Source organism: Mesobacillus harenae (assembly GCF_013343715.1).
In the GTDB taxonomy this organism is placed as follows: domain Bacteria; phylum Bacillota; class Bacilli; order Bacillales; family Cytobacillaceae; genus Mesobacillus_A; species Mesobacillus_A harenae.
The window spans coordinates 85300-104323 of the sequence record NZ_JABUNR010000004.1; the positions used below are offsets into that span (position 1 = coordinate 85300).

Annotated in this window: 17 protein-coding genes; 9 read left to right on the plus strand and 8 right to left on the minus strand. The window is 40.2% G+C overall.

Translation table 11 applies throughout. The features are described from left to right. Positions 1-48 precede the first annotated feature (48 nt). Complete coding sequence (locus HRJ06_RS06270) at positions 49-945, minus strand: PucR family transcriptional regulator (protein ID WP_174730532.1); 897 nt, start codon at positions 943-945, stop codon at positions 49-51. Positions 946-1095: 150 nt separating this feature from the next. Here HRJ06_RS06270 and HRJ06_RS06275 point away from each other — a divergent pair, with 150 nt between their 5' ends. Further along, a complete protein-coding gene (locus HRJ06_RS06275) occupies positions 1096-1356 on the plus strand; it encodes a metal-sensitive transcriptional regulator (RefSeq protein WP_174730535.1) in 261 nt (86 codons plus the stop codon). Positions 1357-1481: 125 nt separating this feature from the next. On the opposite strand, the gene HRJ06_RS06280 is transcribed toward HRJ06_RS06275, so the two are convergent. From HRJ06_RS06280 to HRJ06_RS06305, 6 genes are all read right to left on the minus strand, one after another. Continuing rightward, the gene (locus tag HRJ06_RS06280; RefSeq protein ID WP_174730538.1) at positions 1482-1667 is read right to left on the minus strand and encodes a hypothetical protein; all 186 of its coding nucleotides are present in this window, start codon (positions 1665-1667) and stop codon (positions 1482-1484) included. A 109-nt stretch (positions 1668-1776) separates the two neighbouring features. After that, positions 1777-1989, minus strand: coding sequence for a YheE family protein (locus tag HRJ06_RS06285; RefSeq protein ID WP_174730541.1), 213 nt, complete (start codon positions 1987-1989; stop codon positions 1777-1779). Positions 1990-2596: 607 nt separating this feature from the next. Beyond that, complete coding sequence (locus HRJ06_RS06290) at positions 2597-3811, minus strand: YheC/YheD family endospore coat-associated protein (protein WP_174730543.1); 1215 nt, start codon at positions 3809-3811, stop codon at positions 2597-2599. Next, positions 3808-5178, minus strand: a complete 1371-nt coding sequence (locus tag HRJ06_RS06295) for a YheC/YheD family endospore coat-associated protein (protein ID WP_174730546.1) — start codon at positions 5176-5178, stop codon at positions 3808-3810. The genes HRJ06_RS06290 and HRJ06_RS06295 overlap by 4 nt, the downstream gene beginning before the upstream one ends. Then, on the minus strand, positions 5156-6262 hold the full coding sequence (locus tag HRJ06_RS06300) for a YheC/YheD family endospore coat-associated protein (RefSeq protein ID WP_174730549.1): 1107 nt from the start codon (positions 6260-6262) through the stop codon (positions 5156-5158). The genes HRJ06_RS06295 and HRJ06_RS06300 overlap by 23 nt, the downstream gene beginning before the upstream one ends. 21 nt (positions 6263-6283) lie before the next feature. Continuing rightward, a complete protein-coding gene (locus tag HRJ06_RS06305) occupies positions 6284-7642 on the minus strand; it encodes a YheC/YheD family endospore coat-associated protein (RefSeq protein WP_174730552.1) in 1359 nt (452 codons plus the stop codon). 125 nt (positions 7643-7767) lie between these two features. Here HRJ06_RS06305 and HRJ06_RS06310 point away from each other — a divergent pair, with 125 nt between their 5' ends. From HRJ06_RS06310 to HRJ06_RS06325, 4 genes are all read left to right on the plus strand, one after another. Continuing rightward, on the plus strand, positions 7768-8904 hold the full coding sequence (locus HRJ06_RS06310) for a DUF445 domain-containing protein (protein WP_242035147.1): 1137 nt from the start codon (positions 7768-7770) through the stop codon (positions 8902-8904). Between the two features lie 82 nt (positions 8905-8986). After that, the gene (locus tag HRJ06_RS06315) at positions 8987-9343 is read left to right on the plus strand and encodes a YlbF/YmcA family competence regulator (protein ID WP_174730555.1); all 357 of its coding nucleotides are present in this window, start codon (positions 8987-8989) and stop codon (positions 9341-9343) included. Between the two features lie 309 nt (positions 9344-9652). Then, positions 9653-10522 (plus strand): Cof-type HAD-IIB family hydrolase, encoded by an 870-nt coding sequence (locus HRJ06_RS06320; RefSeq protein WP_174730558.1) that lies wholly within the window; start codon positions 9653-9655, stop codon positions 10520-10522. 188 nt (positions 10523-10710) lie between these two features. Continuing rightward, positions 10711-11499, plus strand: a complete 789-nt coding sequence (locus tag HRJ06_RS06325; RefSeq protein WP_174730561.1) for an enoyl-CoA hydratase — start codon at positions 10711-10713, stop codon at positions 11497-11499. A gap of 154 nt (positions 11500-11653) precedes the next feature. On the opposite strand, the gene HRJ06_RS06330 is transcribed toward HRJ06_RS06325, so the two are convergent. Next, on the minus strand, positions 11654-11839 hold the full coding sequence (locus tag HRJ06_RS06330; RefSeq protein WP_174730564.1) for a YhzD family protein: 186 nt from the start codon (positions 11837-11839) through the stop codon (positions 11654-11656). Positions 11840-11981: 142 nt separating this feature from the next. Between HRJ06_RS06330 and HRJ06_RS06335 the strand changes: the two genes are divergently transcribed. The 4 genes from HRJ06_RS06335 (at position 11982) to HRJ06_RS06350 (ending at position 18995) form a co-directional block, all read left to right on the plus strand. Next, positions 11982-12881, plus strand: coding sequence for an ABC transporter ATP-binding protein (locus tag HRJ06_RS06335; RefSeq protein WP_174730568.1), 900 nt, complete (start codon positions 11982-11984; stop codon positions 12879-12881). After that, a complete protein-coding gene (locus HRJ06_RS06340) occupies positions 12874-14127 on the plus strand; it encodes an ABC transporter permease (protein ID WP_174730571.1) in 1254 nt (417 codons plus the stop codon). The genes HRJ06_RS06335 and HRJ06_RS06340 overlap by 8 nt, the downstream gene beginning before the upstream one ends. A gap of 619 nt (positions 14128-14746) precedes the next feature. Next, positions 14747-15976, plus strand: a complete 1230-nt coding sequence (locus HRJ06_RS06345; protein ID WP_174730574.1) for a metallophosphoesterase family protein — start codon at positions 14747-14749, stop codon at positions 15974-15976. A gap of 16 nt (positions 15977-15992) precedes the next feature. Then, the gene (locus HRJ06_RS06350; RefSeq protein WP_174730577.1) at positions 15993-18995 is read left to right on the plus strand and encodes an ATP-binding protein; all 3003 of its coding nucleotides are present in this window, start codon (positions 15993-15995) and stop codon (positions 18993-18995) included. The last annotated feature ends 29 nt before the right edge of the window (positions 18996-19024 follow it).

Consider the following 19024-nt stretch of genomic DNA (forward strand, 5'->3'; position numbering starts at 1 on the left):
AGCGCTATAAGACACCCTTCTAACAGAGTTGGGTTCTTAAAAAACAATTTAATCTAATTCTAGAAGAAGGCAGGAAAGGTAAACAGTTATAGCTCCATTGAAATCCTTAAGGTTGATTCCGGTCTTTTCCATGAATTTATCCAGCCTATATTGCAGGGTATTACGGTGTATATATAGTTTTTTTGAAGCCAATGAGGCATTAGAATTGTTCTCCAGGAACACTTTAAGTGTTAAGGTAAGTTCCTTATCCTCTCGAATGTGTTCGAGAATGTCCCTTGAAACAATTTCTTTCATTTCATCTGGAATATTAACATTCAGCCAGGCAGGAAATATCTTTTCAAAAGTTAGTAGTCTTTCCCGAGAAAATAGTCTTAATCCCTTGGAAAAGACGGTTTGTTCGGATTGGAATGCTTTCCGAAGAGTCTCACTTGTTTTTCGGTACTTTCCTAATAGAAATGTAATTTGAGTAAAGAAATCACCTTCAAATGCTGCTGCGATCGAAAGTAAGTCCTCTTCAGTAATTAACGGGTCCTTTTGTTCTTCAACAATTACTCCTTTGTTTTCCTCAAGCCAAATTACATGACAGTGGTCTGGAAAAAGATTTTTAAATGCTTCAGCAATTTCACGCTGGTTTAGCTCATTTTTTTCGTATCTAAAATGGATAAATCTTACAATTTTATTTTCTGAACCTGGTAACCCTTTGCCCTGAATCAGAAAGTTATACCAATCGCTAGCTTTGCCGTACATCTTGGAAGAGGGAAGTTGATAATGATCAAAAAGGGTCTGTAGCAATTCAACTTGCCCTGGCTCTAAATCTGTCTGAGGGATTCCAATCCACGTTTGGGCCTTGTTATCCTTGAACCAGTAAAACCCCGCTATGTGTTTTTCTGTCAAATCTTCTGTTATAATAGCATTTGAAAACATTATTTTAAGTTTATTAATCATTTATAGTCCTCATATTTCATGGATTTGTTTAGCTTTATTATAACAGCTGAGATGCCTTGAAAAACACAGCTCTTGTAACAAAGAGGTAATCAAACGCCAAAATATAACAATATATGTAGTATCCGATAATTAATGAAAGAGGTGCAGGTTATGGATTATTCACCAGAAATGAAAAATCGTCTTAAACGCCTTGAAGGACAAGTACGAGGGGTCATTCGTATGATGGAGGAAGAAAAAAACTGTAAAGACGTTGTGACTCAACTATCAGCTGTTCGCTCTGCAGTCGACCGAGCGATCGGATTTATTGTTGCTAAGAACCTTGAGGCCTGTATCAGAGCTGCCGAGGATGAAGGCAAAAGTACTGAAGACGCCGTTCAGGAAGCTGTAAATATGATTGTAAAAAGCAGATAAGACACCACATCCAACTGGATGGGTGTCTTTTTTTAGAAATAATAGGCTCAACCGCACTTTCGTGTTTCTTATTACAGGTCGGTTCATTCAGCCCTATTTGGGTTTATGTCCCTGGTGATAAATTACTATTTAACTGAATTAGGGGGGGCTTCCTGCTCAAGTGTTCTAGCTTCTTCGATATTAACAGAATCTTGCCTTCCATGAACAGAGCCACCCGAAAGACCTTCATTAATCATCCGGTCTTCATCGAGAAAGGCTTTATTTTTCCCCTCAAACCTCGTATCCTTTGCAGCCTTTTTCTGGTTCCTCACATTATCTCTCCTTTCTGACCTAATTAATAATCATAGGTTACCGGAAAGATTGGGAAGTCATACATCCCAGAGAGATTAGAAAAGGAAATTAAGAACCTTTAATATATCGTTATTTATCATAAACATGGTAAAGCATTAATTCATGAATCTGGCTTTCCAGCTTACTTTGTGATTCAGCATCAGGCTTATTAGATGTCCATTCAATTTTTCCGTCTTGGTGATAGATTCCCATAAGTTTCTTTTTATGAAAATAAAGTGAAAACCGCCATCCAGGCAGCTGAGCATTATCAAATAAAGGCTTAAATTGAAAATGTGTGATCATGATTTTCCCTCCCTATTTATATTGTAACTCGATTGGTGACTGGAATCACAGTTAAAAATATTTAGATGATGAATTTCTATAATAAAATAGTGGAGTGGGTGATTCATCTATTTATAGGAGGTTTGCATAGTATATACAATGATTGGGCAGAGGGATTGGCGCGGCGGGCTTAAATAAATACAAGAGGGTGTCCCAAAAGGTACCAACTTTTGGGCACCCTCTAAATTTTTAGGAAAGCTTGTAAAAATGGTCCGTTGATTTCCGTTCTAGGCGCTTCGCTTTCCGCGGGGCTGGCGCTGAGCCTCCTCGCCGCCGTTGGCGTCTGCGGGGTCTCATCTGTCCAGCTGATCCCGCAGGACTTTGATTGGGCATCCTCGAGTTTGCCCACGCACGAAGGAAATGCGATAGCACAAGGGAGGCATCCGTGAATTCACATCACACGAAATTATGCGATAGCATAATGAGGAATTTCGAGGAGTCTTCGCGCCTTCCACTCCAATCAACTCAGGTTCCTAAATGGAATATCTCTCTATCTCTTATGAATCCATCAAATTAAACCCAGAAACTGGATAAACAATAAAAGAGGCGACTCTCAGGTCGAGTTTATTCAACCTTTTGAGTCAGCCTCATATGTTTCATATCCGCTTTTCCATAAAAATAAATCAACCAGATGCAGAACCCTGGTATTTTCTATTGATGCTTCATCAAAACTCATAGGCTTAGAATTTATTTCATAAACAACATAATTCCCTGTATCTGTTAATCCTATGTCCATAGAAAACTCCCCATAAAATCCAAGCTGTTCTGATAGAATAGTTCCGGCGTTCTGGCTAATCAGGCTAAGATTTCTTTCATGCTGTTCAGCCAAGATACCATCAAACGGGATAATTTTCCCGCCGGCGGGAACATGCGTAGTCAGGTCCTGTTTTGTTGCCTGCCTGATTCCGATGCCTGAAACCTGGTATCCACTTTTCCCGCAGATACTAAGGACTCGGAAATCATATCTTTGATTATTAATTTTATCAGCAGAAATCTCGGGCTGGGCGATATAGGAACGCTTCAGCAACATTTCCCCCTGCATCTCCCAATAGTCCATGAAGTTGGGATAGTGCTGCACGTCTTTTATGCTTTCTGCAAGAATGTTCTGCTCCTGACCAAGGCTTAACCGATAAATTCCGATGCCCTTTGCCCCGTTAACCGGTTTTAGATAGACTCTTTTGTGCTTTTCTAAGAAGTCCTGCAACTGGGCTGCAACATTAATTAGGATCGTTTCTGGGAGCATTTTATCAAAGAAAGGATCTTTGTTTAAGATCGTATAAAGCTCAAATTTATTAATAAAAGCGGGGTTAAAGAAAGGAATGCTATTCTTCTTTATCTTTCTTACCGCAGCTTTAAAGTTTGAAGAAGCTTCTGCTTTTCGGAAAGGTACCCGATTGTAAACTAGATGAGGGAGAGGGGCGCTTACTCTGAACCATTTTTGGCGTCCTGGTGAATAAATGTAGCCAGTAATCCCTGTGTCAGTGATGCTTTCAGGGGTAAACACAATGGACAGCCCGCCTTTCTTGGTTAACTCGACCTGAAGATCCGTAAAAAGTCTTATATTACCAGCTAGTTTCCCATTATTGGTGAGTGAACTCAGTATGCCTATGATTGGACCAGCATTCCTGCCTTTAGTTTTCAAATTAAAGGATAATTCCTGTGGATCTTCACTAAGGCTCATAAATGGGACAGGCTGTTTATCCATTCCCATTGTGAGAATTGCTGCTGTATTTGCTTCATGGTGGTACCACTGTTTTTTTTCTAGATGATACGATATTTTCATCGGAACAAATCAGCTGGCTTCTTTATCGCCTGCTCTGATAAATAGATACCAAAAGCTATAGGCAGTTTTCTGGTCAGTAAATCGAAATCCCTCAGCTGCGGGTGTGTAAAAATAGATCTCCCAGGTTTAGAATTGGCTTCAAACAGCCAGACCTTTCCATCTTTATCAATCCCCAGGTCAAAACCTATTTCTCCAATTATCCCTTGAGTAGTAGCTTCCAATGACTTGCTCAAGTTCAGGGCTGCATACGTAAGTTCAGCTTCATAATATTTTTGGTCCGACTCAGATTCGAAAAGTTCATTGATTGTTTTAATGACTCCTCCACTGTTAATATGAGTAGTTACACTTCCTGGGCCAGCAACCTTAGCTGCAATTGCAGTTACCTTCCAATTTCCGTTTTCATCTCTATTGGTATGAACTCGAAAATCAACAGAACTTTTATTTATTCGAATCAAATGAATCCCTTGCTGGACGAGCATATTCGATAATTTCCTTTTTTTAAAGACATACTTCATCAAGCCTTCAAGGCTTTTGAACCGTGTGAGTTTATTTAAGTCGTCTTCACCCTTGAACCGGCAATAATAACTCTCATCATGTTTGTTATAAAGAATTTGGTGAACACCAATCCCTAGGCTTCCATGGTTGGGTTTAATAAAAACGTGGCCATAATCAGCCAGCATTCTTTCAATCTCAGTAAATGAGCTGAATAGATGAGTCTCAGGCAGCAAAGAAGAGACCATCGGATCCTGCTCTAGTCGTTCAAACACATCAAGTTTACTGAAAAAACCTGGATTATACCAAGGGATAAGATAATCCTCCTGAAGTCGTGTCTTTATTTTAGACAGTTCTGTTTTTCGTTCTGATCTTCGGTTTGGAAGTCTGTCGTAAATAACATTAGGAAAAGGAAGCGGAATTTGCTGCCAGCCAGTGTGGAGGTGTACATAGGCTTGGATAAGCCCATTTTCCCAGTCGATATGTTCTTCACCGAACACATAAGGAAGAGCACCCACCATTTTATTCACTGATAAAAGCTTAGCGAAGAATAAAGACCTAGCCCCAATCGGTCTTGATGGGAAGGTAGTAAACCCCGAAGTGAAAATACCAATCAGGGGCCCAATATATAAAGTAGCATTATCAATGATTAAATGGAGGTTAATATTAAGATCGGGAAAATGAAGTGCTGACTGAAGTTCTGGCCGCATTATCACTATATTTTTCCCGCCTGGGTGAGGCTTACAGGTGACGTCAGCTGTTTTTCCCCCAAATGCGATTTTTTCTATCGGCTGATTTATTTCTAAGTCAGCTGGATAATATAAATCCACGTTATTCATCATATCGGAAATTTTAATTGGATAGCGTTTTCTCATGACCGTTAACCACCTCTGAATTGAATTCTGTTTTGAAAAGAGTTTTGCAATATCCAAGAGGGGCAGTATATAGTACCTGCTTTATATCAGGATTGGTTTCTGTTACCACTTTTCTGCCAGGCTTGGAGTTCACGTCAAGTATCCACAAGGAATGGTCTTTAGCAACTCCTATATCTACACCGAGTTCAAATAAAGGCGGGAAGTGGTTCTCAAGAATAGGAGGAAGTTTTACCAAAATTTCCTCTAACTCATTACCTAGATAGGACTTCATTGGCTCCCTAACTGTTCTAAGCCATTTCCTATACTCTGTAACCTGGCCTCCGGAACTAAGGTTGGATAAAATTCCGCCGGTATTCCCTGTCCTAATGCCACGGCCTCTTTCTTCCCAATTTCCATTCCCGCTCTTTTGAAGCAGAGTTCGGATATCGATCGGCTGATCATTTATGTTTGTTAGCGGAAGATAAGGCTGAAGCAGGTATGTTTTTTTTGCTAACAGCGGAGTAAGCCACTTTATGGCTTTTTCTTCTGTTGGAAAAGTCCTGCTTACGTAAGAACCTTGTTTTTCGGTTGCTGCTAGAATTCCTTCAGGAGTTTTTTCGAGACAATAGATCCCATGCCCCTGTGAACCAGTAGCTGGTTTAAGAATGACTTTGTTTAGTTTTTGTAAAAGCCCGCTTACTTTTTGAGGGTTATCAGCAATAATCGTTTTAGGAAGGTAAGGAGCCAGTTCCGATCCTGAGAGAAGCTGATAAATTTCCCATTTGTTTGGGAGACCATAACCAAGAAACTTAAGGTCTGATCTTTTTTTGAGCCAGCTGACGATCGATAAACATTGTCTGGAATGCTGGTCATCCCCATAAAAGCAGCGGTCATAGATAATATTCGGCAGAGGGAACTCAGCGCTTTTCCAATCCATCAGTTCAATGTCAAATATTTCACCAGTCACCTGATGGGAAACTGGGTTTATTTTTGAAGGAACAAATCGATAGCAGAGGATTCCAAATTCCTCTGCATTTCGAGCAATTTCTGTAAAATAGCCTGCTTCACTTTTAAGATTAAGGTTCATTAAACCCAAGGTAATCATTGGGATGGCTCCTTTCAAACGTTATCTTTTTAAATATTGTCCAGTGCAATACTCAATAATGGCTTTGGCTGAGGGCCTGATAGTATTGCTCTTATCCTCAAAATTTTTTGATGGCTTTGAGTTAACCTCTATAAGCCATAATCTTCCGTCCTCATCTACCCCCATATCGATGCCGAGTTCCACGACTAAACCATCTGCCTGCCTATCTATTGATTCAGCAATTTCTGCGGACAATTCTTTCATTTGGGCAAGCTGCTGCCTTGCCGTCTCTAAATCGAACATTTGTGATAAGGCTTTTAGCGGACGGATGATTTCTCCGCCTCTAGCGATATTGGAGACAAATTCCGCTTCCCCTGATAGTCTCGCTACAACTGAAGTGGTTCGCCATAAATTTTGCTTGTTTTTATGGCAGAGAACTCGAAAGTCAATTTTTCGATTGTCAGGTTCAACTAAACGGATCCCTTGTTGAATGATGAAAGACTTTTGCTTTATTTTCGCAGTTACATCCTCAGCTAACTTATCGAGTGTGCTATAGCAAAGCGGCTCTTTTTGCTGCTGGGAGGAGAACTGGAGAATATATAGCTGGTCATTACGGGAAATTCTTATAATATTACGGCCTTGACTGCCATGGATGGGCTTAACATAAACCTCTCCAAACTTTTGAAGTAAACTTATCAAAGCCTCTTTTGAAAATAGCTCTGCCTCAGGGAGATATGGCTGTAAATGCTCTTCAAGCCTTAAGTAGCTGTGTACTTCAGCCTTTGATAAAAAACGGAAATTGAACAATGAAGTTTTATGAATGTCAGCCTGCTGAACAAGGCTTTTGAAGTCTTTCTCAAACTCAAGACGACGGGAGTGAATCCTGTTATAGATAGCGTCCGGGAAAGGAAGCTTCGCCTTTCTCCAGTTACTTTCCTCATAAAAGTAACCGCTCACTTCTTGTTCGGAAACGCCGTTTAATGAAAAAATGTAGATAAGCCCGCCTAAATCCTCAATCCCTTTATTCAGCTCTTCGCAAAAAGTATGAATTGAACGAAAATCTGGTTCTCCAGAAGGATTTATATAAATAGAGGTTAAGATGCCAATAATAGGTCCAATATAGAGTGTTTTTTGCTCAGTGGAATATCGAAGCAGAAAGCGTCTATCCTTAATTGGCATAGACAGACTTATCAGCAGCTCGTCAGATAGCTGGACCTCATCATCAGCACTTTCTTCAGTGTAAATATGCACCGCAGCCTTTTTTTTACCTGCGGCTAACTTTATACTTGAATCATCCATTCCAAGCTTCTTAAACAGGTTTTTACTGATTATGATCGTGTAATCATGTGGAAAATCTAATGTGCGGCGGCTTACTTTTATTGATGAATATGATATGTTCATAAGGACTCCTCATTTGCTCGTCAAAATAAGTGCCTTTATAATGAAAAATAGGCAAATGCTGATAAAGTATCCTATGAAGAGCAGAACAAGATTGTGCTATAGAACTAGATGGAAGGTAGAGGTATATGCACTGGATATTAATTATACTCATTATGATGATTATTGGAGCGTTGATCGGAGGGGTAACAAACTCTCTCGCAATAAAAATGTTATTCCGTCCTTATAAAGCCATTTATTTGGGGAAATGGAGAGTTCCATTTACACCTGGACTTATCCCGAAGCGCCGGGAAGAACTTGCTCATCAGCTTGGAAAAATGGTTGTGGATCATTTGCTGACTCCGGAGAGCTTCCAGCGGAAATTAACTGAGCCTGGATTCCAGGAAGATATGACGTTGGTATTCCAAAAGGAATTAGAAAGACTGCTTGATACGAAACAAACACCTGCAGAATTGCTCCAGTCTTTTGGCGTGGCAGAAGGAACCTTAAGAAGTGAAAGATGGCTGGATAATTTTATCGAAAGCAAGTATGAGGAAACCATGAACCGCTTCCGTCCTTTAACTTTAAGAGAGACTCTGTCACCTGAGCTAATACAAAAGGCTAATACAGAAATCCCTGGGTTCGCCAAGCTTCTAGTTGCCAAGGGTACGGATTACTTCTCTAGCAAGGAAGGGAAGGCACGTATTCAGAGTATGCTTGAGGAATTTGTCAACGAGCGTGGGGGAATGTTAAAGAGCATGCTGCAAATGTTTTTAGGAAATGCCAGCTTGGCAGATAAAATCCAACCTGAAATAATTAAGTTCCTAAATAGTAAAGGCACTGAAGAACTCATAACTTCACTAATGAGAAAAGAATGGGATAACATTCTTGAATGGGAAACAGAGAAGGTGGAAATGTACTTTGATAGAGACAGTGTCGTGAAAACTATTAAAGAATATACCCGTAAAGTTATTAACATGGAAGAGTATATGAATAAGCCTGTTACAATCCTGTTTTCCTCCTATAAAGAAATGATTATTGGGAATTTTGCTCCGAAGGCAGTGACAATGATGGGCCAGTGGCTATCAGAACGTATTGGGGTGATGATGGACAAACTGCATCTAGCTGAGATCGTACGAGAACAAGTGGAAACTTTCTCGGTTGAAAGACTTGAAGAACTGGTTCTCTCAATTACCCGTGATGAACTTAAGATGATCACCTATTTAGGTGCATTACTTGGCGGTTTGATTGGTATTATTCAGGGATTGCTTGCTCTTTCACTTTAGAGACAAAGGGTAAACGCCTCGCAATTAAAATTATAGTCTGTTATAGTGTAGGGGAGTTTTGAAACAAAAAGGAGTGAACGAAATGGGAGTCAATTTACATGATTCTGCATACGATCTCGAAAAGGCGGTACGCCAGAGTGATGAATATGCAAACTTAAAAAATCTGTATACTGAAATCAACGAAGACGAAACAGCCCGGAGAATGTTTGAAAATTTCCGGAACATCCAAATGGAATTGCAGCAAAAACAAATGACTGGCCAAGAAATCTCTCAGGAGGAAGTAGAGCAAGCACAAAAAACAGTTGCTCTAGTTCAGCAGCATGACAAGATTTCAAAATTAATGGAGGCTGAGCAGCGGATGAGCACAGTTATCCAAGAGATAAACCAAATCATCATGAAGCCTTTAGAGGAATTATACGGCAATCCAGAAAATCAATAATTCATCTAAACTCCCGGTAAACAGCCGGGGGTTTTTTATTGATTACGAATTTATAAAAGGTCGTGGATAATCATATCGTTTCTGCATCCATTCCCCCGACTAGTGTTCTGCGCACACCCCCGAGTGATGTCAAAATCGATGGCTCCTGCTCTACGATTAAGAAAACGCCGTAGAGAATAATCTTTCCAGTTAATTGCCCCCGCTGTTTATACAAAAGAGATAGACCAAACATAACTTGTTCTATTTATGTCTGTTTTTTCATAAAAGTAAGGTAAGGCATGAAAAAACATCACGAACGGAGGCAAATAAATGATTTACCGTCTTCTGGCACTAAATGTTGATGGGACGATACTCCAGACAAATGGGAAAATCCACAAATCTACAAAAGACGCAATTGAATATGTTAAGCAAAAGGGTGTCTATGTAACATTGGTAACTTCGAGAAGTTTTCCTTCCGCCAAAAAGATCGCCAAGGCACTGAAACTGGATTCTACGCTGATCACCCATGGTGGTGCATATATTGCCAGTGAACAAGGCAAACCACTCGTAGAAAAACGAATACCAGAAGAGATTACCTATGAAATAGTCACTTTTCTTGAGGGCTTTCCTTGTCAAATCCGAATTGTTCATGAGCGATTCTCGCTGGCAAATAAATATAAACTCAATCATAATCTCCTTTCTAGTACAGTATTTACTACAGGTGATCCAATTTTGTATTCCCAACAGTTTGTCGATTCGGTAAGTGAAGCATTGCTTGATGAACAATTGTCTCCTCCAAAAATAGAGGTGTATTTTGAACATGAGGAAGATCTTGCTGACGCTAAAGAAGCTTTGAAAGGAATGTTTACAGAAATAGACATGTTATTAATCAACCCATTGAGGATGGACATCTCCCCGGCTGGTGTATCAAAGCTGACAGGCTTAACACAGCTTGGCAATAAACTTGGTATTACATTAAAAGAAACGGTTGCAATCAGCAGCGGAGATGAAGATATAGACATGATCAAAGCAAGCGGCCTTGGTGTAGCAATGGGTAATGCGTCAATGGAATTAAAAAGAGAGGCTGACTGGGTGACTAGGACATCGAACCAGCAGGGTGTCTCATATATGGTAAAAGAACATTTTCGAAAACAACATCCCATTGAATTTCTGCGCAGGATGAATATCCTAAAGCAATAAAGCGAGAGCCTGCCGATGTTGGCGGGCTCTTGTTCATAATACCGGGTTGTTTCAGCAAATTTAAAAGAAGTGATTTTGCTTCCGGAAGATTTATAAATACAAAAAATCAAAATAGTATGTAAAATGGTTTTTAAATCTATATTTTACCTATATAATAAATTTATAAGAAGTTAAAAGGAGGGATCACTTTGGCAGTAGACTTTGAAACAAACACAGTTAATCTATCAATTAACGGCAGGGTAGCTGTGCTGGAAATGAATAGACCAGAAGCCATGAATGCATTGGATCTCGAGATGATTAAGAGCCTTGTTTATAAGCTAAAGGAAATCGGCAGTTCCGATGATGTTGATATTGTTGTCCTTAAAGGTGCAGGACGTGCCTTTTGTGCTGGCGGAGACATTAAAACGATGCTTTCGGGAACGGATGAAAACGGTTTCTACAGTGTGATGGACAGCATCAGTGAGCTTGCTGTTACTCTATACAGCATGCCAAAGATTACGATCAGTGCAGTTTCTGGTGCGGCAGCCGGCTTGGGCTTAAGCCTTGCCCTAGCATCAGACTACATAATTGCTGAAAAATCCAGTAAGCTTGCGATGAACTTTATTGGAATCGGCCTAATCCCGGATGGCGGCGGTCACTTTTTTCTAGAGACACGGCTTGGCGAGGCAAGAACTAAACAGGTTATTTGGGAAGGGAAAACGATGTCTGGAGAAGAGGCCCTTGCTATCGGAATGATAGATGAGACTGCCGAAGATCTTACTGCTGCCGTTTCCGAGCGCGTTGATAACTGGCTGAATAAACCTGTACAGGCAATGATTAAGACGAAAAAGATCCTTGCAGATAAAAATCGTCCAGGACTATTAAGAGTTCTTGAATTAGAAAAGATTGGACAGTTTAAGATGCGTCAGACTGAAGACCATCAAGAAGGCATCCGTGCTTTCTTGGAAAAACGTTCTCCAAAATTTATCGGGAAATAGATCGTCGATTAGAGACTGTCTATTTAAATAGAACGTAGTAACATCCAGCCCTCGGCTGGATGTTTTTTTTCTTTGTACAAAGAAAAAGCAAAGAGGACTGATCTCTTTGCTTTTCTCTGCTCTATTTTGTATTTTACTCACGCAAACTTACTTTCTAGGGGCGAAAGATAATCAGCTTTCCCCTCGGAGAAGTACACCGGTGTGTTTTTTCTGATAAACTTTTTTCTTCAATAAGCTTTGCGCCTAGTTCCTTTGCTTCATCATCATTGCTAGCTTGAAAAGATTCATCTAGAATTTTTTCTCCATTTTTTTCAAATGCTGTTAACTTATAAATTTCCATTTTCTAATCACCCTTATTAAAAAATTCTGATAGTTACCATTATTGTTGCATAATTTCAAAAAAAGTGCAAAATAAAAATGTGAGTATAAAAGGAATCTTTTTCCACTAAGATTGTATTTAATTATGGTACAGGGGAGTGTATATGGTGTTAAAGCTTGAAAATGTGACTAAGCGTTTTGGCCGCTTTACTGCAGTTGATCAGTTATCTATCGCAATCCCAGAAAAGGAGATGTTCGGGTTTCTGGGAGCCAATGGGGCAGGTAAAACAACAACATTTCGCATGATTCTTGGGCTGCTTGACCCAAGTGAAGGCGAAATTACCTGGGACGGCAAGCGGGTCGATTATTCAACTAGCCCAAAAATTGGTTATCTTCCTGAGGAGCGCGGGCTTTATCCAAAACTTAAGGTAAGGGAACAAATTGTCTATCTTGCAAGATTAAGAGGTATGCAAAAACAGGATGCACTAAAGGAGCTAGATTATTGGCTGGAACGTTTTAAGGTTCCTGAATACGCAGGAAAAAAGGTCGAGGAACTGTCAAAAGGGAATCAGCAAAAAATCCAGTTTCTAGCCGCGGTTATACATAAGCCGAAGCTATTGATCTTAGATGAACCATTTAGCGGATTGGACCCAGTAAATGTGGAGCAGCTAAAGGAAGCGGTACTAGAGTTGAAAAATAAAGGCACGACCATTGTATTTTCCAGCCATCGTATGGAGCATGTAGAAGAGATGTGCGAGCATTTATGCATTATGCATAAAGGGAGTCCCGTTGTTCATGGGTCGTTAAAGGAAATTAAACGGTCTTTCGGAAAGAAAAATTTAGTGGTCCATGCTGATTTTGAATTGTCTGATTTGAAGAATTACCCTGGTGTAACAAGAGCAAAGTATACGACTGAGGGTGTTCACTTGCAGATAACCGGTGAGGATGTTGCTGAAAATGTTTTAAAGGATATAGTCAGTAAAGGGTTTGTTCGGAAATTTGTTTTAGAAGAACCTTCGTTAAATGATATTTTCATAGAGAATGTAGGTGCCTCTTATGAATAATTTCTTTATCATTTTAATTCATACGTTTTTAACCAAACTGAAAACCAAATCGTTTATTATTACTACTGTGCTAACGATAGTGATTATGCTTGCTTTAACTAATATGCAAAACATTATTAACTTTTTCAATGAGGATGGCCAAACAGATACTGTTGCAGTTATTGATGAGACGGGCCAGCTATTCTCACCATTAAAAGAGCAGCTAGAGCCATTAAATGAAGATCTTAACCTCGAACTCTTCAGCGGCTCTATGGTGGAGGCAGAGGGAGAGGTACAGGCAGGAACATACACAGGGGTTCTGAAACTGAGTTTTGATCAGGATAAATTGCCAGAAGGAGCCTATAAATCAAATAGTATGGCAGACTCAGTAATTCCCTCTGACCTCCAAACAAGTCTGCAGCAGCTCAAGACGATGACAGCGGCCTCACAGATCCAGTTGACTGCAGAGCAGCTTAATAAGCTGTACGAGCCGGTCAAGTTTGAAAGAACAGCGCTTGAGGAGGATGCAAAAACAGAGGAAGAGCTGAACCAGGCTAGAGGCCTTGTGTACGTTCTGCTTTTTATTATTTATTTTGCCGTAATTATGTATGCAAATATGATTGCAATGGAGGTCGCTACAGAAAAGTCATCAAGGGTTATGGAGATTCTGATATCAAGTGTTTCTCCTATCAAGCAAATGTTTGCAAAAATCCTTGGAATTGGCCTTCTTAGTCTGACCCAGCTCGCTGTGCTCCTGGTTGTCGGTTATTTTTCTATTAAGCGCAACCTCAATAATATGCAAGGCGGCTTCTTTGAATTCTTCGGATTTGGAGATGTTCCTGCTTCAACCATTACGTACGCAGTGATATTCTTTATTCTTGGGTATTTTCTGTATGCTACCCTGGCAGCATTCCTCGGATCGCTAGTAAGCCGTATCGAAGACGTCCAGCAGATGATTACACCAATGACCCTATTGGTGGTAGCTGGGTTTATGATGGCAATGTTTGGTTTAAACGAGCCAGAAGCCCCATTTATTAGAATCACTTCGTTTATTCCATTTTTCACACCAATGTTAATGTTCCTCCGTGTGGGAATGCTTAATATCCCAATTTGGGAGTCAGCTTTAGGGATTGCGATTCTTGTTGCGACAATTACTGTCCTCGCCGTATTTGGTGCCCGTGTATATCGTGGCGGAGTATTAATGTACGGACAGTCCAACTCTTTTAAAGATATTAAAAAAGCACTGCAAATTACTAAAAAAGAATAACGAAAGAATAACTTATCAGCCTGACCTTAGACTGCAGACAAACTCTAAGAATTTTGAGTTTGCCTTCGGTCATTTTATTTTCAAAAAAGTAGAATACTAGTGCTAGTGTGGTTAGATTTCCACTCCGGGCGGTCGCTTTCCACGGGCGGGGCCGAGCCGAGCCGCTTTTTCCCGCCGGGGTGGTCACCCTCTGCCCCAATCCAATTTATTGTTTAATCAAGTGACCAATTATGATGAACACAACCAAATAATCAGTTTGATGAGCGTAAACAGATAGCCCAGCTGTTGAGGATTAGTTTCACACGGCTACTTAGCTTGAGTAAGCCATTGATTTTTCGGTTTATAAAATAGAACAAATATATACAAGACAAAAAGATACCCAACAAGCTTCTCGTTGCCCTGTGTCGACAATCTGAACGCGTTAGCCTGATAGGCTAGTTTGAAGAAAATACCAACTACGTACTTGTTCGAGAATAGGTTCTATGCGAGCAATTATTCCTCTGTGCTCTGGATATCTATAAAATTACCTCTATATTTAAATTCTCACTATGATAAGAACGTGCATTCGTATTTTATGGGTGGTAAAATAGAATAAAAGAAAACTGAGAGGAAAAAGCCTATGAAAGCTATAAAGTTTATCCATGCTGCCGACCTTCATCTAGATAGCCCAATGGTAGGTCTTAGGCATTTGCCGGCTCAATTGTTCAAACGGCTGCAGGAAAGTACATTTACCGCTTTGGAAAATATCATCAATGCAGCGATTCGATATGAAGTAGATTTTGTAATTTTAGCTGGAGATTTATTTGACGGTGAGGATCGCAGTATAAGGGCACAGTCACGTTTAATGAAAGAACTGGGCAGACTTTCTAAAAGAGACATTCCTGTTTATCTAGTACATGGAAATCATGACCATTTAGGAGGATCTTGGGTGAAAATGAGCGTTCCGGAAAATGTTCATGTATTTTTAGAAAATGTGGAGACTAAGTTCTACGAAAAAAACGATGGAACAGCTGTTCATCTATATGGTTTCAGTTACTCAAAGCGGCATGTGGAGGAACGAATGATTGACTACTATGAGCGAGAAGAAGGAGCGGACTTCCATATAGGCATTCTTCACGGGCACTACGAGGGTTCCAGCCAGCATGGAAAATATGCCCCTTTCTTTTTAAAGGATTTAACTTCCAAACGATTTGATTATTGGGCACTGGGCCATATTCACCAACGGCTAGTCCTGTCTGAGCAGCCGCCCATTATTTATCCTGGCAATCCTCAGGGGAGAAACAGAAAGGAACAGGATGAAAAAGGCTGTTATTTAGTAGACTTGAGTTCTGCTGGTTGTTCAACGAAGTTTATCAACACAGCTGATATTGTATGGAAAGCCGTCTCTGTTGATTGTGGGCAAGTCCGGAATTATGATGATTTGTATAAAGTCTGCAGGGATATAATGGAGGAGACAAGACAAAAAGGCAAAGGAACACTGCTTTCATTACATATAAAAGACCTCTCTCTAACTCTAGATAGTTTAACGGAGATTATAGAAAACGGAGAGCTTTTAGAAATACTTAATGATGAAGAAAAAGATGAGGCATCGTTCGTATGGGTATTCAAATCGGACTATACAGAAGCAATTGATACAAACCGTGATGCCTATAAGGAACAGGGTGATTTTTACTCGGATCTCTTTTCGGCAATTGACCGATTAGAAAATATAGATGAACCCCTTGAACCGTTATTCCAGCATTCGTCTGCACGGAGATATTTGAGTCAACTATCTGCAGATGAAAAGGCAGAGCTTCTAAATCAAGCAGAAAAGACGATACTTCAGCTGCTGCACAAAAGCAGCTTTTAATTAGGGTGGTGATCCGATGAAAATAGTTGAACTTCATATATATGGCTATGGGAAGTTAGAAAATTATAAGCTGGAAAGTCTCCAGAACCTGCAGATTTTATATGGAGAAAATGAGGCTGGTAAATCAACGATTATGTCTTTTATTCAAAGCGTTTTATTTGGTTTTCCAACCAGACAGCAGGCCGAGTTAAGGTACGAACCGAAACATCACTCCAAATATGGGGGTATGATTAAGGCTGAATTTCACGGAATAGGAACAGCTGTTATTGAACGAGTGAAAGGAAAATCATCAGGTGATGTAACCGTCCTATTAGACAATGGGGAAACAGGCGGAGAGGATTTACTCCAGAAGTTATTGGGAAGCATTGATAAAGGCCTTTTTCAGTCCATTTTCTCTTTTAACCTGCAAGGTTTGCAAAATGTCCAGGGAATTAAAGGGGAGGATTTGGGGAGGTATTTATTTTCTGCAGGTACGCTCGGTACTGATAGCCTTTTTCAGGCTGAAGGGATACTAGAAAAAGAGATGGAAAAAAGGTTTAAACCGGGAGGAAGAAGGCCCTCTATTAATGAACAACTAAGGGAATTGCGGCAGCTTCATACTAATCTAAAAAAGGCAGAGGAACAAAATGACAGGTATCAAGCCTTAGAGATGGAACATGAGGATCTTGAAGGGGAAATTGCGCGATTGAGTGAAACAGAGGACCAGTTACTGAAGCAGGCTAAAGACTGGGAGGAGGCCAGGCGCCTGCTGCCAATAATCTTGGAGGAGGAAAAGTTGAACCAGGAACTTTCCCTATTAGGAGAGATTTCGTTTCCGGTTGATGGAATTCAACGTCTAGACCGGCTGGACCAACATTTAAAACCGATAGAAGCAAGGCTGGCTGCCCTTTATGAACGTGAGGAGGTATTGAGAAACGAAGCCCAGAATGTGTATCCTGATTTTTCAATCCTTGAATCGGAAGCTGAAATTCATTCAACTTTACAGAGAATCTCAGATTATGAACATTTTGAGAGAGAAAGGCAGGAACTTCATTCAAAAGCTGAAAACCTTTTTGATGAAATAGAGAGGAACCATGATCAACTTAACCTAAACTTGGATGAAGAATCATTGGCAGCTATAAATACAAGTGTATTCGTAAGAGATAAAGCTGAGGAACTGCAAAAAAGGTATACTCGTTTATTGGATAAAAAGCAAGAATTAGAAGATGATTTCCAATCAGAGAAAACAGTTCTTGAAGAACTCGAGCATACTGTAGTGGAATTAAAGGGTCAGCTGCTCAGTGAGCAGGAGCATCAGGTTTTGTCGAAAAAAATAATCATTTATGATAATAAAAATCTGGCTAAGCAAGAACTGGAACAAATCCGGTCGCAAATTAAAAATATATCATCACGATACAGGATGGAGCATGATCTTATCCATCAGCACGATAAAAAGGTAAAACAACAACAGGCTGCCCTCGGCATCTTGTTTTCTCTGCTTTTCCTATATGGCTTTCTACAGCCCAACTGGGTGATAGCAGGTGCTGGTTTGGCTGGGTTGTTGTTTCTTTTTATCAGCCTAGTTCAAGCTAGGAAAATGCAAACGCCATTCTCTGCCTCAGAGGCTCCTAACGACCTATATGAGCGGGAAAAAGAACTTTCAGAGCAAGTTAACGAAATGAACAATGGGGACGAAACGAATGCACGGGTGAAACTTTCCCAGGATCAAATGCTGCGGGAACAGGTTCAATTACAATCCATTAGGCTTAGTGAGCAGAATAAACGATATGAAAAACGAATTAAAGCTTTCGAATTATGGGAATTAGAGTATAACAATCTGGAGCAGGAAATTTTAAAACTTGGGAATGAGCTTTGTCTCCCTGAAGAGATTAGCCGGAAACATATATATGATGCGTATCTGTTAATTGATAAACAGAAAGGACTTTATCGGGAGAGAAAGCGTGCCCGCGAGAGAGCAGATACTTTAGCCTCTTTTCAACAAGAGTTAACCACATCTGTTTCAAAACTGGCCAAAAAGTTTCTAAAAGAACCTGCACTGCCTATACAAGAAGCTGCTATATCGTTGAGGAAAAGGGTAAAGGAAGAATCAGAAAATCTAATTAAATACGAAGAGACAAAGAAAAAGCAATCAGAGACAGAGGAAGAAAAACAGACACTAGAAGAAGAAAAACGGCACCTCAGCCAGGAAAGAGCTGCTCTTTTCAAGGAAGCTTTTGCAGAAACAGAGGACCAGTATCGAAAGGCAGCAAACATGGCTGCTCAGAAAAGGGAGTGGAAAAGGCGCATTTCCGATATTAGCTTCCAACTAAGTTCCGCTCAGTTTGACCAACAGGTTAAAAAAGGGATTTTGGAAGGAGTACAGGTTGATCTAAAGATTAATTCTATTAAAAAAACAGTCCTAGAGATAAAGGCGGTACTAGCTGATAGGAGAGAAAAGTTAGCCTCAGTTAAACATCAAATGCGCATACTTGAAGAGGGTGGCCTATACGGTGACCTCCTGCATAAGTTTAAACAGCAGAGGCACGAGTTTGAAGAGGAAGCGAAAGTATGGGGCCGATACGCTCTTGCCAGAGAAGTCTTATCCAAGACGATAGAACAATATAAAACTGAAAGGCTTCCGCAGATGCTTTCCAAAGCAGAAGAATACCTCCTGTTTTTGACGAGTGGAAAATATAAAAGAATTATCCCTTTGAAGGAGGGAAGCGGCTTTCAAATCGAACGGGAGGACCACACCCTATTTTATGCGAATGAGCTTAGCCAAGCAACAACAGAGCAAGTGTATGTATCACTTAGGCTGGCTCTTGCTGTGACGGTTTACGGAAACCATGCTTTTCCCATCTTGATAGATGACAGCTTTGTAAATTTTGATCATAATAGAACAAGAAGGATTCTTGAGCTTTTAAAAGGGCTTCCAAACAACCAGGTCATTTTCTTTACATGTCACAGCCATTTGACTGAGCAGTTTGAACGTAGTCAAATAATTGAATTAAATGGGCTAGGCAGTAAACTTATAGGGTGAAGTAACAGGAAGATAAGTGAACAATACCC

Bases quoted from the DNA above. Each gene is read 5' to 3' on its own strand.
- HRJ06_RS06270 (WP_174730532.1), bottom strand. From the start codon at position 945: ATGATTAATAAACTTAAAATAATGTTTTCAAATGCTATTATAACAGAA.
- HRJ06_RS06275 (WP_174730535.1), top strand. From the start codon at position 1,096: ATGGATTATTCACCAGAAATGAAAAATCGTCTTAAACGCCTTGAAGGA.
- HRJ06_RS06285 (WP_174730541.1), bottom strand. From the start codon at position 1,989: ATGATCACACATTTTCAATTTAAGCCTTTATTTGATAATGCTCAGCTG.
- HRJ06_RS06290 (WP_174730543.1), bottom strand. From the start codon at position 3,811: ATGAAAATATCGTATCATCTAGAAAAAAAACAGTGGTACCACCATGAA.
- HRJ06_RS06295 (WP_174730546.1), bottom strand. From the start codon at position 5,178: ATGAGAAAACGCTATCCAATTAAAATTTCCGATATGATGAATAACGTG.
- HRJ06_RS06300 (WP_174730549.1), bottom strand. From the start codon at position 6,262: ATGATTACCTTGGGTTTAATGAACCTTAATCTTAAAAGTGAAGCAGGC.
- HRJ06_RS06305 (WP_174730552.1), bottom strand. From the start codon at position 7,642: ATGAACATATCATATTCATCAATAAAAGTAAGCCGCCGCACATTAGAT.
- HRJ06_RS06310 (WP_242035147.1), top strand. From the start codon at position 7,768: ATGCACTGGATATTAATTATACTCATTATGATGATTATTGGAGCGTTG.
- HRJ06_RS06315 (WP_174730555.1), top strand. From the start codon at position 8,987: ATGGGAGTCAATTTACATGATTCTGCATACGATCTCGAAAAGGCGGTA.
- HRJ06_RS06320 (WP_174730558.1), top strand. From the start codon at position 9,653: ATGATTTACCGTCTTCTGGCACTAAATGTTGATGGGACGATACTCCAG.
- HRJ06_RS06330 (WP_174730564.1), bottom strand. From the start codon at position 11,839: ATGGAAATTTATAAGTTAACAGCATTTGAAAAAAATGGAGAAAAAATT.
- HRJ06_RS06335 (WP_174730568.1), top strand. From the start codon at position 11,982: ATGGTGTTAAAGCTTGAAAATGTGACTAAGCGTTTTGGCCGCTTTACT.
- HRJ06_RS06340 (WP_174730571.1), top strand. From the start codon at position 12,874: ATGAATAATTTCTTTATCATTTTAATTCATACGTTTTTAACCAAACTG.
- HRJ06_RS06345 (WP_174730574.1), top strand. From the start codon at position 14,747: ATGAAAGCTATAAAGTTTATCCATGCTGCCGACCTTCATCTAGATAGC.
- HRJ06_RS06350 (WP_174730577.1), top strand. From the start codon at position 15,993: ATGAAAATAGTTGAACTTCATATATATGGCTATGGGAAGTTAGAAAAT.